10 protein-coding genes and 1 tRNA gene are annotated in these 13,433 nt (G+C 68.2%); 9 read left to right on the forward strand and 2 right to left on the reverse strand.

What is annotated here, in order from left to right; translation table 11 throughout:
* Positions 1–389: 389 nt before the first annotated feature.
* Positions 390–461, reverse strand: a tRNA-Arg gene (locus E3O67_RS16355).
* A gap of 178 nt (positions 462–639) precedes the next feature.
* Positions 640–1,290, reverse strand: a complete 651-nt coding sequence (locus E3O67_RS16360; protein WP_135103172.1) for an iron ABC transporter ATP-binding protein — start codon at positions 1,288–1,290, stop codon at positions 640–642.
* A 53-nt stretch (positions 1,291–1,343) separates the two neighbouring features.
* Between E3O67_RS16360 and argS the strand changes: the two genes are divergently transcribed.
* From argS to prfA, 9 genes are all read left to right on the forward strand, one after another.
* The gene (gene argS / locus E3O67_RS16365; RefSeq protein WP_135103173.1) at positions 1,344–3,020 is read left to right on the forward strand and encodes an arginine--tRNA ligase; all 1,677 of its coding nucleotides are present in this window, start codon (positions 1,344–1,346) and stop codon (positions 3,018–3,020) included.
* Between the two features lie 2 nt (positions 3,021–3,022).
* Positions 3,023–3,802 carry a DUF2993 domain-containing protein gene (locus tag E3O67_RS16370; RefSeq protein WP_167726700.1) on the forward strand — a complete coding sequence of 260 codons (780 nt, stop codon included), beginning with the start codon at positions 3,023–3,025 and terminating at the stop codon, positions 3,800–3,802.
* Between the two features lie 166 nt (positions 3,803–3,968).
* Positions 3,969–4,253, forward strand: coding sequence for a hypothetical protein (locus E3O67_RS16375; RefSeq protein WP_134432541.1), 285 nt, complete (start codon positions 3,969–3,971; stop codon positions 4,251–4,253).
* 202 nt (positions 4,254–4,455) lie between these two features.
* A complete protein-coding gene (gene lysA, locus E3O67_RS16380; RefSeq protein ID WP_134432543.1) occupies positions 4,456–5,934 on the forward strand; it encodes a diaminopimelate decarboxylase in 1,479 nt (492 codons plus the stop codon).
* Positions 5,931–7,268: a homoserine dehydrogenase gene (locus tag E3O67_RS16385; RefSeq protein WP_135103175.1), complete on the forward strand. Its 1,338-nt coding sequence runs from the start codon at positions 5,931–5,933 to the stop codon at positions 7,266–7,268. Before lysA ends, E3O67_RS16385 begins: the two co-directional genes overlap by 4 nt.
* On the forward strand, positions 7,268–8,389 hold the full coding sequence (gene thrC / locus E3O67_RS16390) for a threonine synthase (protein ID WP_134432547.1): 1,122 nt from the start codon (positions 7,268–7,270) through the stop codon (positions 8,387–8,389). The genes E3O67_RS16385 and thrC overlap by 1 nt, the downstream gene beginning before the upstream one ends.
* A gap of 2 nt (positions 8,390–8,391) precedes the next feature.
* The gene (gene thrB / locus E3O67_RS16395) at positions 8,392–9,339 is read left to right on the forward strand and encodes a homoserine kinase (protein ID WP_135103187.1); all 948 of its coding nucleotides are present in this window, start codon (positions 8,392–8,394) and stop codon (positions 9,337–9,339) included.
* 413 nt (positions 9,340–9,752) lie between these two features.
* Positions 9,753–12,341 carry a transcription termination factor Rho gene (gene rho / locus E3O67_RS16400; RefSeq protein WP_241979365.1) on the forward strand — a complete coding sequence of 863 codons (2,589 nt, stop codon included), beginning with the start codon at positions 9,753–9,755 and terminating at the stop codon, positions 12,339–12,341.
* Positions 12,341–13,420 (forward strand): peptide chain release factor 1, encoded by a 1,080-nt coding sequence (prfA, locus tag E3O67_RS16405; protein WP_134432551.1) that lies wholly within the window; start codon positions 12,341–12,343, stop codon positions 13,418–13,420. Before rho ends, prfA begins: the two co-directional genes overlap by 1 nt.
* The last annotated feature ends 13 nt before the right edge of the window (positions 13,421–13,433 follow it).

A 13,433-nucleotide genomic window follows, 5' to 3' on the forward strand; every position in this document is an offset into this window, starting at 1 on the left:
ACCATCTACTGCTGCACAACCAGCACTGGAGCATCATCCGAACCGGCACCCAGTACTGGCTCCGGCCACCGGGCGAGGTCGCCCCGGAACAGACGCTGATCGCACTGCCAAGCAAGCGGACCTGAGGCGGGAGTTCGGCCTCTGGTCTCGGCAGGATCGACCACCGGGACGGGAACCTTCGGAGGGCGGTGCACCGGGTCCCGGCAGGATCGACCCCCGGGGTGGGAGCCTTCGGAGGGCGGCGCACCGGGATGGGAGCCTTCGGGTGGCGCTGCACCGGGTCTCGACGGGCTCGAGCACCGGGGTGGGCGGCTTCGGAGGGGCCCTCTTCGGGCCGGGCCGAGGAGTCGTTTCTCTGCGGCATCACGCGCTCGTGGTCAAGCTCACGGTGCCCCCAGGCAGATTCGAACTGCCGCCCCTGCCTCCGGAGGGCAGTGCTCTATCCCCTGAGCTATGGGGGCCAGGGAAAACACTAGGTTACCAGCATCCGGGCAGCCGATGTTCCGCATCGACTTCGACGGACGCGGTCGAGCTCGCCCGGCACACCACCCGAACTCGACCGGAAGTGCCCAAATCGGCGGGTGCGGGCGGGCTCGGGCGGGTTCCGGCCGGTTCTGGCGAGGCGTCCGCCCGGGCGTGTTACTCCAGGTTCGAGACCGCCGCGGCCACGAGCGCTTCGGCGTCGCCCGGCTCGAAAAATGCCGACGAGCCGACCGTGATCCAGTAGGTGGAGGTGAAGACCTGTGCCACTCCGGTGCCGCCGGAAGCCGAGAAGTAGCCTTCAACGGCGGGTGGGGTGCCATAGGTCGGAACGATCTGGCTGGAACTGACGGCCTCGTTCGTCAGCTGTGACCGCAGCACGTTATTCGGCTGGGTCACCGAGACCTCGATGATTTCTCCGCTGGACTGATTCAGCAGTCCGCAGTTCAGCCCCTTGAATTCCGCCGCCGTCTTGCCCGTTGCGATGGTCGGATCGAAATCGGGGGCGGATCCGTAGTTCGGATTGAACGAGTAGATGTCGTCGAGGGTGAGCACCTGATCGCACGACAGGGAGACCGGCGTGCCGGCCGGCGCGACGGTGGGCGTAGGGGTGGGTGTTTCAGTCGCCGCGGGTGTCGCCGTGGCGGCCGAGGAAGCTGCGGAAGTCGACGTTGCCGACGGGCTGCTCCCCGGGTTGGAACCCGATGAACAACCGGCCAGGGCCACGACGGCGACCGTGCCGGTGGCGAGGAGAAGAGTGGAGCGCAGGAGCCGTCCGCGCGGAAGTCTGGGCGAGAGGGTGTGAGTCACGCTTGACCTTACCAAGAGGGGTGTCGTTGACCGGGCCGGTAAGCTTGCTTTTCGTGACTCCCGCTGAGCTTTCCCAATCCCTGTTCGACCTCATCCTCCAGTTGAGCGAGCGTCGACGCGAGGCCGGAATCCCGGTGGCCGACCTCAATCTGACCGTGGCGGATGTCACGCTTGAGCGTCCGAGAAACCGTGACCACGGTGACTGGGCCTCCAGCATCGCGATGAAGATCGCCAAGCCGCTCGGCTCCACCCCGCGCGAGGTGGCCGCCGAACTGGCTGCCGGGCTGGAACAGCTTCCCGACGTGGCCTCCGTCGACGTCGCCGGACCCGGCTTCATCAACATCCGTCTCGAGGCCGCCGCAGCGGGCGCGCTCGCCCGGACCATCGTCGACGCGGGCCCTTTCTATGGCACCGGGCACCTCTACGACGGCCTCAAGATCAACCTCGAGTTCGTCTCCGCCAACCCCACCGGCCCTATCCACATGGGCGGCGTGCGCTGGGCGGCCGTGGGCGACAGCCTCGCCCGGGTGCTGCAGGCGGAGGGCGCTGACGTCACCCGTGAGTACTACTTCAACGACCACGGCTCGCAGATCGACCGCTTCGCCCGCAGCGTGCTCGCCGGTTACCTGGGCGAGCCCACCCCTGAAGACGGCTACGGCGGCGCCTACATCGGCGACATCGCCGACCAGGTCGTGGCCAGCCACGCGGGCGACATCGCCGTCCTGTCCCGCGTGGAGCAGCAGGAAGTGTTCCGCAGCGTCGGCGTCGACTTGATGTTCACGGAGATCAAGGAGAAGCTGCACGGCTTCGGGGTGGACTTCGACGTCTACTTCCACGAAGACTCCCTGCACGAGTCCGGCGCTGTCAACCGGGCCATCGAACGGCTGCGCGAACAGGGCCACATCTTCGAGGAAGACGGGGCCATCTGGCTACGCACGACCACGTTCGGCGATGATCGCGACCGCGTCATCATCCGTTCCAACGGTGAACCGGCCTACATCTCCGGCGACCTCGGCTATTACCTCGACAAGCGCGAGCGGGGCTTCGACCAGAACCTGATCATGCTCGGCGCCGACCACCACGGCTATGTCGGCCGCATGATGGCCATGGTCGAGGCGTTCGGCGACGTGCCCGGCGTCAACCTGCAGATCCTGATCGGTCAGATGGTCAACCTGCTCAAGGGCGGCGAACCCGTCCGAATGAGCAAGCGCGCCGGCACGATCGTCACCCTCGACGACCTCGTCGACGCCGTCGGCGTGGACGCCGGTCGCTACTCCCTGGTGCGCTCGAGCAGCGACACCCAGCTCGACATCGACCTCGACCTGCTCGGCAAGCGCACCAACGAAAACCCGGTCTTCTACGTGCAGTACGCCCACGCCCGCACCTGCTCGGTCGCCCGCAACGCGGCCGCCGCCGGCGTGGAACGCACCGCGTTCGCCCCGGAACTGCTCACCCACGACAGCGAGTCGGCTCTGCTCGGCGTGCTGCAGGAATACCCGCGAGTCGTCGCACAGGCCGCCGAACTGCGCGAGCCCCACCGCATCGCCCGCTACATCGAAGAGGTCGCCGGCTATTACCACCGCTGGTACGACAACTGCCGGGTGATCCCGCTCGGCGATGAACCGATCACCGATCTGCACCGCACCCGGCTCTGGCTCAACGACGCGACCGGTCAGGTCATCCGCAATGGCCTCGGCCTGCTCGGCGTCTCCGCACCGGAACGCATGTAGGGGTGGACGCGTCCGCTCGAAAATCCCGGCGCCGCGGCCTCGGCGCATTCGTCGTCACCGGCCTGGTCGTGCTCGGCCTGGTCGCAGTGTTCTTCTTCATCGACGGTGGGCTGCGCGGCTACGCCGAGGACCAGATCGAGCAGGAGATCGCCGCGAACCTTCCCGACACAGTGACCGGAGACGTGGCCGTCTCCATCGGCGGATTGTCGGTCATCGCCCAGTACCTTGGTGGCAGCTTCGACCGGGTGGCCCTGGAATCCGGCGCCCTGACCGTGGACGGCGTGCCGGCATCCGTGCACGTGGTGGCGACGGATGTCCCACTCGACCAGTCGGAGCCCGTCGGCGACCTGCGCGGCATCATCGACCTCGAGCCCGACGCCCTCAACACGCTGCTGGCCCAGGCGCTGCCGAACGACGCCCCCGACGCCAGCGTGGCACTCGGGCAGGGCGAGATCAGCTACAGCGGCGACCTCGAGGTGCTCGGTTTCCCGATCGGCTACCGCGCCTCGGCGACGCCGAGCGTCGACGCCGACGCGCTGTTGCTCACGCCGAGCGGCGCCAGCGTCACCTCCGGCGGCGGCAGCATCGACGCCGGCAATTTGCTCTCGCTCGTGCTGGGTGAGGAACCGCTCCGCATCTGCGTGGCCCCGTACCTCCCCGAGGGGGTCAACCTGGCCGGGGTGAACGTGACGCCAGAGCGCGCGCGGCTCACGCTGCAATCGAGCGCGTTGACGCTCGGCCGGGAGTCGCTGACGACCCTCGGCAGCTGCAGCAACGGTTGAGCCGTAAACGGGGCCGGCCGCGAACGGGGCCGGCCGCGACCGACCTGATCGCGACTCGCTCGTGAACACTGCGGACTGTGACCAAACCGGGGCCTGACACGACGCCCGCGGGGTCGTACGCTGAGGGAGTGCGCCCGTCGCGCATTCGCCTGGTTGAGGAGGCACCATGATTCTGCGCATTCAACATCCCGTGCCCGACTATGACCGGTGGAAACGCGCCTTCGACCTGGACCCGGCCGATCGCCGCGGATCCGGGGTGATCCGCTACACGATCCTCCGCTCGGTGACGGATCCGAACTTCGTCATGATCGACCTGGAACTGGGCACGATCCGGGAGGCGGAGAAGATGCTGCTCAAGATGCGGCGCATCTGGAGCAGCAGCGGCTCGACTGTCATGATCGACCCGGAGGCCTGGATCGTCGACGTGGCCGAAACCGCCGAGCTGGACTGATCCGCAGGCCGCACCGGCCGCGCAGCCCGCCGCGCAGCGGGGCGTAACGCGATTCGGCGCTCACAGCGGCGTTCGCTACACTCAGGGCACGTCCCCGGTACGCAACCGAAGGCATCCTTTTCACTGGCTTCAGGGACCAATCCGGGTTCGCTCGCCACTTTAGTGAGACACCCACTCGACATTTCCCGTGAGGTTTTCACCCGTGGCCACCAACCCGCTCGCCCCCGACTGGCTCCGCCTGCCCGACGACGCCAACGTGCTCGCCGACGGTCTCTGGCCAGCCACCATCGACCGCAGCACTCAGGGGGAGCTCACCATCGGCGGCTGCACCGCGTCCGCGCTGGCCGCCGAATTCGGCACTCCTCTCTACCTGGTCGACGAGACGGATGCGCGCGCCCGCGCATCCTCGCTCCGCGCCGCCTTCGAGGCCGAATTCGCCCGCATCGGTACGAGCGTTCACATCTACTACGCGGGCAAGGCGTTCCTGTCCACCGAGATCGCCCGCTGGATGCTGGCAGAGGGTCTCAACATCGACATCTGCAGCGGCGGCGAACTCGCTGTCGCGCTGGCGGCCGGCAGCCCGCCGAACCGGCTCGGCTATCACGGCAACAACAAGTCCCTGGCCGAGATCGACGAGGCCTGCCGCGTCGGCGTCGGCACCATCGTGATCGACAGCCCCGTCGAGATCGGCCGGGTCGCCGCGGCCGCCGCCCGGCACGGCATCGTGCAGGGCGTGCGACTGCGCGTGAACAGCGGCGTGCACGCGCACACCCACGCATTCCTCGCCACGGCGCACGAAGACCAGAAGTTCGGCGTGACCCTCGACGACGCCGCGACCCTGGTCGGCCGCATCCGGGACGAGCCGAGCCTCAGCTTCCGCGGTCTGCACTGCCACATCGGCTCGCAAATCTTCGGCACCGACGGCTTCGCCGAATCCGCGTCGCGCCTCCTCGCCGTGCACGCCGCCCTGCTCGCCGACGGTCCCGTTCCCGAGCTGAACCTCGGCGGCGGCTTCGGCATCGCCTACACGTCCGCCGACAACCCCACCCCGATCGGCGAACTCGCGGCCAGTCTGGCCGACATCGTCGCCGCGGAATGCGGCGCGCGAGGCATCCCGATTCCCGTGGTCGCCTTCGAGCCGGGACGCTACATCATCGGCCCGGCCGGAATCACGCTCTACGAGGTCGGCACCACCAAAGCCGTCGACGTGGCCGGCAACCCGCGCCTCTACGTCAGCGTCGACGGCGGCATGAGCGACAACGCCCGCCCCGCCCTCTACGGCGCCGACTACACCGTGCGGCTCGCCGGCCGGGTGTCGACCGCCGAGCCGGTGCTGGTGCGCATCGCAGGCAAGCACTGCGAGAGCGGCGACATCCTGGTCGACGCCGATTACCTGCCCGGCGACGTCGCCCCGGGCGACCTGGTGGCCATCGCGGCCACCGGCGCCTACTGCTGGTCGCTGTCGAACAACTACAACTTCCTCGGCCGGCCGGCCGTGATCGCGGTGGCCGACGGCATCCCACGGATGCTCGTGCGCGGCGAGACCATCGCCGACCTGCTCGCCCGCGACACCGGCGTTTCGGTCCCGGTCCCGGTCTCGACCGGCTCGACCACCGGGGTTTCGACCGGCTTGACCACCGCAGGCTCGACCACCGATCTACCGAAGGAACCCGCCCGATGATCGAATACCGCAATCTGCGCGTCGCCCTGCTCGGCGGCGGCTCCGTCGGCGCCCAGGTCGCCCGCCTGCTGCTCGAAAACAGTGAAGAACTCGCCAACCGGGTCGGCGCGAGCCTCGAGCTCGTCGGCATCCTGGTGCGCGACCTCGACGCCGAGCGCACCGTCGACCTGCCCCGCGAGCTGTTCACCACCGACGCCGAGACCCTGATTCTCGGCGCCGACGTCGTGATCGAGTTGATGGGCGGCATCGAGCCCGCACGTGCACACATCCTGATGGCGATCAATTCCGGGGCGGATGTCGTCACCGCCAATAAGGCGCTGCTCGCCACCCATGGGCCCGAACTCTTCGCCGCCGCCGACCAGGTCGGCGCGCAGCTCAAGTACGAGGCCGCCGTGGCCGGTGCGATCCCGATCGTTCGGCCGCTCGGCGAGAGCCTCGGCGGTGACCAGGTCAACCGCATCCTCGGCATCGTGAACGGCACCACCAACTTCATCCTCGACCGGATGGACACCGAGGGGGACACCCTCGAGGAGGCGCTCGCCCTCGCCACCGACCTGGGCTACGCCGAGGCCGACCCGACCGCCGACATCGGCGGCTACGACGCGGCACAGAAGGCGGCCATTCTCGCCAGCCTCGCCTTCCACACGACCGTGCCGCTCGCATCCGTCTACCGTGAGGGCATCACCGCCATCACTCCGGCGCAGATCGAATCGGCCCGCAAGGCCGGCTACGTTGTGAAGCTGCTCGCCATCTGCGAACGCCTCGTCGACGCCGAAACCGGCCAGGAGGGCGTCTCCGCCCGGGTCTACCCGGCCATGGTGCACCGCAGCCACCCGCTCGCCTCCGTGCACGGCGCCAACAACGCGGTCTTCGTCGAAGCGGAATCGGCCGGCAGTCTGATGTTCTACGGCGCCGGGGCCGGGGGGGTGGAGACGGCGTCCGCCGTGCTCGGCGACCTCGTGTCCCTGGCCCGCCGCCACATCGCCGGCGGCCCCGGCGTTCCCGCGTCCCAGCACGCCGACCTGCCCGTCTTGGACATCGGCCGGATCGTCACGCGCTACGCCGTCACCCTCGAAGTGACCGACGAGCCCGGCGTGCTCGCCACGCTCGCCAGCGTGTTCAGCGACCACGGCGTGTCCCTGGCCCTGGTCGAACAGTCAATGACGCCGGCCCAGCCGGGCACCGCGAGTCGCTCCGCCGTCTCCGCCACGGCTACCCTAGTGATCGGAACGCACGAGGCCACGGAGGCGGCCCTGGCCGCCACCGTGACAGACCTCGCCGCGAACAGATTTGTCACCAATGTCGCATCCGTTTTGAGAGTTGAAGGAGCCTGATGTCCAGCGAACGAGAGACTCTGCCGAAACCAGCCGTGAAGACGGCTTCCCGGCAGTGGCGCGGCGTGCTGCGCGAGTACGCGGACCGCCTCAACATCACGCTTGAAACGCCGATCATCACGCTCGGCGAAGGTGGCACGCCGCTGATTCCCGCTCCGGCGCTTTCCGCGCGCACGGGGGCGAAGGTGTGGATCAAGTACGAGGGTATGAACCCGACCGGTTCCTTCAAGGACCGCGGCATGACGATGGCCATCTCCAAGGCCGTCGAGGACGGTGCCAAGGCCGTCATCTGCGCGTCCACCGGCAACACCTCCGCGTCAGCCGCCGCTTACGCGACCCACGCCGGCATCCAGGCCGTCGTGCTGGTGCCCGAGGGCAAGATCGCCATGGGCAAGCTCAGCCAGGCCATCGCGCACAACGCGCAGCTGCTGCAGGTGCAGGGCAACTTCGACGACTGCCTCGACATCGCCCGCGACCTTTCCGCGAACTACCCCGTGCACCTGGTCAACTCCGTCAACCCGGACCGGATCGAGGGCCAGAAGACGGCCGCCTTCGAGGTCGTCGAGGTGCTGGAAGACGCTCCGGACATCCACATCGTCCCCGTCGGCAACGCGGGCAACTACACCGCCTACACGCGCGGCTACACCGAAGAGCTCGAGCGCGGCGCCACCAGCAAGCTGCCGCGCATGTTCGGGTTCCAGGCTTCCGGCAGCGCGCCGATCGTGCTCGGCCACCGCGTCGACCACCCGGAGACCATCGCCAGCGCCATCCGCATCGGCAACCCGGCCTCGTGGGACCTCGCCCTCGCCGCCCGCACCCTGACCGACGGCTACTTCGGCGCGATCAGCGACGACAAGATCCTCGAGGCCTACCGCATCCTGTCGGCCGAGGTCGGCATCTTCGTCGAGCCGGCCTCCGCGATCAGCGTCGCGGGCCTGCTCGAACGCGCCGAGGCCGGGCTCATCCCGTCCGGATCCACCGTGGTGCTCACGGTCACCGGCCACGGCCTGAAGGACCCGCAGTGGGCACTCCGCACCGCGGACGGCTCCGACGTGAAACCGACCATCGTGCCCGTCGACACCGCCGAAATCGCCAGCGTCCTCGGGCTGGTGCAGAAGTGACCATCGCCGAGGCCCTTTCCGGCAAGTCGGCGCTCTCGGGCCGGTCCGTCACCGTGCAGGTACCGGCCACCACGGCCAACCTCGGCCCCGGCTTCGACACCCTGGGTCTCGCCCTGGCGCACCACGACCACCTCGAGGTCTCCGTTCGCGACGAGCCGGGCGTCGCGGTCGAGGTGCACGGCGTCGGAGAGGGCGTGGTGCCCACCGATGAGACGAACCTCGTCGTGCGCGCCATCATCCACACCTTCGCCGCCTACGGCCAGGTACTGCCCGGTCTGAACCTCGTTGCCCACAATGAGATTCCGCACGGCCGCGGCATGGGCTCGTCCGGCGCCGCCATCGTCTCCGGCATCATGGCCGCGAAGGGCTTACTCGAGGGCATCGTCGACATCGATCCCGAGGCGCTCCTGGCCCTCGCGACCGAGATGGAGGGGCATCCCGACAACGTGGCACCGGCCCTGTTCGGCGGGCTCACGATCGCCTGGATGACGCCCGAAGGACCCCACCACAAGAAGCTGATGGTGCACCGCGGCGTCAAACCACTCGTATTCGTTCCCGAGCACGCCATGTCCACAGCGCTGGCCCGCAGCTTGCAGCCCGAAAGCGTTCCGCACGAAGACGCCGTCTTCAACGTGTCGCGCTCTGCCCTGTTGATCGCGGCTTTGATCCAAAGCCCCGAACTCCTGCTCGCGGCCACCGAGGACAAGCTGCACCAGAGCTACCGTGCCGCCGCCATGCCGGAGACGAACCGGCTGATCACTCTGCTCCGGGAGCACGGCTTCGCCGCGGTCGTGTCCGGTGCCGGTCCGTCGATCCTCGTTCTCGCCAGCGACCCGGCACAGCGCCTCGTCGCGGCCGAACTCGTCGCAGCCGAGTCCGAGACGCCCTGGCAGGCGCTCATGCTGGCCGTCGACGTGCTGGGCGCGACCGTCACCCGCACCGACCGCTAACCAATTCGACGGAGATTCTCGTCTGAAAGCGCTCTTTTGAGCTGGTTGGCCCCGATCCGGGCGAAATCTCCGTCGAATTCGTTCGGCCAACGGTGGGTGACGACTCAGCGCCCAGGTCTCCGCGGACGCACTCGCCGCGAGCGGCAACGGAACGCCGAGGACACGCCGCAACAGTCGGTCCTCGGCGTTCTTGCGTTCTGCTACAGTGAAGGAGTACCCGATGGAACCGCCTAACGACCGGCTCCCTTCTCCGGTGCATTCCCTGTAACTCACTGCTATCGCATCATCTATGCGTAGCTGTGTGTGTTCACTTCAATCCACATCACTTTGGGATTGGACCACCCGCAGCGCGTGAGACGCTGCAACAGCTTCCCTGGCCAGCACGCATGACGCCAGGGGAAAGGACAATTTTCGTGACTGACGTCAACCTCCTCACCCCCGGTGCGGATTCCTCGCACCTCACCACCCTTCGCGTCGCCGAGCTTCAGGCTCTGGCACTCGAACTGGGTATCCCGGGTGCATCCAAGCTCCGCAAGGGCGAGCTCGTCGGAGCCATCTCCGCCCAGCAGGCCAAGAACGCATCCTCGGGCGTCGATGCCGATTCCACGGCTACGGATGCTCCGGCATCCGCTTCCGGCGACGAGGCCCCCTACGCGGCCGAAGGGGTGACCGGCACCGCCTCCGATGCCGCCGTTGCAGCGCCGCGCAAGCGCGTCTCGCGCCGCGCCTCCACCGCGACTGCGGCTCCCGCCGTGGCGCACGTCAACGCTGACGGTGAACTGGGCATCGGCATGATCGTTGCGGATAACGCCGCGACCCTCCGCCGCACCACCGCCCCCACCACCTACGCCGGCTCCTCGTCGGAGTCGCCCGCGACCGAGGCTGCCCCGGCCGAGAAGCCGGTTCGCCAGGCTCGCAAGCGCGCCACGTCGGTCACCGTGAAGGCAGCGGCCGAGGCGGTCGCCGCCCCGAACACGGCCACCGAGTCATCCGTCGAGGCGCCCGCCGGCCCGACCCCGTCGGTCACCGAGGTGGCCCCGGCCGCCACCGAGTCCGCACCTGCGGCCGAGGAGACCACCGAGTCCGCACCCGCGGCCGAGCAGACCCCCGAGTCCGCACCCGAGACCGCTGGTTCCGGCCGGTCGCGTCGCGGCAGTTCACGCAGTGGCCGCAACGGTGGCGCCCGCAACAGCATCGACGCCCGTAGCAGCATCGACGCGCGCAACGACGCCCACGAGCTCGCCACCGAGACGGTCACCGAGTCCGGCACCGAGCAGCACGCTTCGGCCGAGACGGCAGTCACCGAGCAGGCCGAGTCGGCGGAGCAGGGAGACCAGGCCGAGCAGGCCGAGCAGGCCGAACCGTCCGAACAGCCCCGTCAGGGCCGCAACCGCAACCGCAGCCGTGGGGGCGACCGTGCCCAGGGCGCCGAGCGTGGTGAGGATTCCACCCGGCAGCAGCGTCAGACCGGCAACCGCGGCCAGGGTCAGGACAACCAGGGCCAGGACCGCAACCAGGGCCAGGACCGTCAGGCCCAGCAGGGCCAGGACCGTGGCCAGGACCGCAACCAGGGCCAGGACCGCAACCAGGGCCAGGACCGCAACCAGGGCCAGGACCGTCAGGACCGTAATCAGGGCCAGGACCGTAATCAGGTTCTGGACCGCCAGGACCGCAGCCATGGCCAGGACCGTCAGGACCGCAACCAGGGCCAGGACCGGAACGCCGGCCCCGACCGCGCCGGACTCGAAGACGACCTGAACGGCCGCAGCAACCGCAACCGATTCCGTGACCGCAAGCGTCGCGGCGTCACCACCGGCGACGACTTCGAGCCGGAGCTGAACGACGACGACGTGCTCATCCCCGTCGCGGGCATCCTCGACGTTCTCGACAACTACGCGTTCGTGCGCACCTCCGGCTACCTGCCTGGTGCCAGCGACGTCTACGTGTCGCTCGGCCAGGTCAAGAAGTACAATCTGCGCAAGGGTGACGCCGTCGTCGGTTCCATCCGTCAGCCGCACGAAGGCGACCAGAGCGGCCGCCAGAAGTACAACGCGATCGTCAAGGTCGACTCCATCAACGGTCTGACCGTCGACGAGGCCGCGAACCGCGTCGAGTTCCAGAAGCTCACCCCGCTCTACCCGACCGAGCGTCTGCGCCTCGAGACCGAGCCGGGCAAGCTGACCCAGCGGATCATCGACCTGGTCGCCCCCATCGGCAAGGGCCAGCGTGGCCTGATCGTTGCACCGCCCAAGGCCGGTAAGACCATCGTCATGCAGCAGATCGCCAACGCCATCGCCACGAACAACCCCGAGGTTCACCTCATGGTCGTCCTGGTCGACGAGCGTCCCGAAGAGGTCACCGACATGCAGCGCACGGTGAAGGGTGAGGTCATCGCCTCCACCTTCGACCGTCCCGCCGAAGACCACACCACGGTCGCCGAGCTCGCCATCGAGCGCGCCAAGCGTCTCGTCGAGCTGGGCCACGACGTTGTCGTGCTGCTTGACTCGATCACCCGCCTGGGCCGCGCCTACAACCTGACGGCCCCGCCGTCGGGCCGGATCCTCTCCGGCGGCGTCGACGCCTCAGCGCTCTACCCGCCGAAGCGTTTCTTCGGCGCCGCGCGTAACATCGAGAACGGCGGCTCGCTCACCATCCTCGCCTCCGCCCTGGTGGAGACTGGATCCAAAATGGACGAGGTCATCTTCGAGGAGTTCAAGGGCACGGGAAACATGGAGCTCCGCCTGTCGCGCCACCTGGCCGACAAGCGCATCTTCCCCGCGGTGGATGTCAACGCATCCGGCACCCGTCGCGAAGAAATGCTGATGAGCGCCGACGAAGTCAAGATCACCTGGAAGCTGCGCCGCGCCCTCGCCGGGCTCGAGCAGCAGCAGGCGCTGGAGGTCATCCTCGGTCGCCTCAAGGAGACCACGTCCAACGTCGAATTCCTGATGCAGGTCCAGAAGTCGATGCCGACCCTCGGTGGGTCAGACAAGGATCACTGATGTTCGAGTCTGTCCTGACTCTGCTGGCTGAGCATGACGAGCTCCAGTCTCAGCTGGCGGATCCCGAGCTGCACGCGAACCCGGCCCGCTCGAAGAAGGTCAACCGTCGTTACGCCGAGCTGAGCCGCATCATCGCGGCCTGGAACGAGTGGAAAGAGATCGGCGAGAACCTCGACGCCGCGCGTGAACTCGCAGACGAGGACGCCGACTTCGCCGCGGAGATCCCGGGTCTGGTGGAGCAGTTGGAGATCGCAGCCGAAAAGCTGCGGCGCCTGTTGATTCCCCGCGACCCGCTCGATGCCCGCGACGTGATCATGGAGATCAAGATGGGTGAGGGCGGTGCGGAATCCGCACTGTTCGCCGCCGACCTGCTGCGCATGTACCTGCACTATGCGGAGTCGAAGCGATGGAAAACCGAGATCATCGAGCAGACCACGAGCGACCTCGGCGGCATCAAGGACATCCAACTCGCCATCAAGGGCAACGCGAGTGACCCTGCCGAGGGCGTCTGGGCGCACCTCAAGTACGAGGGCGGCGTGCACCGCGTTCAGCGGGTGCCGGCCACCGAGTCGCAGGGGCGCATCCACACGTCCGCCGCCGGGGTGCTCGTCTTCCCCGAGGTCGACGAGCCTGAAGAGGTCGAGATCAGCGCGAACGACCTCAAGATCGACGTGTACCGATCGAGCGGCCCCGGCGGCCAGTCCGTGAACACGACGGACTCCGCCGTGCGCATCACGCACCTTCCGACCGGCATCGTCGTGGCCATGCAGAACGAGAAGAGCCAGCTGCAGAACAAGGAAGCCGGCATGCGCGTTCTGCGAGCCCGCGTGCTTGCCCGGCAGCAGGAGGAGATCGACGCGGCGGCCTCTCTCGTGCGCAAGGGCCAGATCCGCACCATGGACCGGTCGGAGCGCATCCGGACCTACAACTTCCCGGAGAACCGAATCGCGGATCACCGCACCGGCTACAAGGCCTACAACCTGGACACGGTCATGAACGGCGCCCTTGACGCCGTGATCGACTCCTGCATCACGGCCGACGAAGCCACCCGGCTCGCGGAGATCGGCGACCACGACTGATCCCGCTCATTGC

It is taken from the genome of Cryobacterium sp. TMT3-29-2 (genome assembly GCF_004564305.1).
Classification (GTDB): Bacteria; Actinomycetota; Actinomycetes; order Actinomycetales; family Microbacteriaceae; genus Cryobacterium; species Cryobacterium sinapicolor.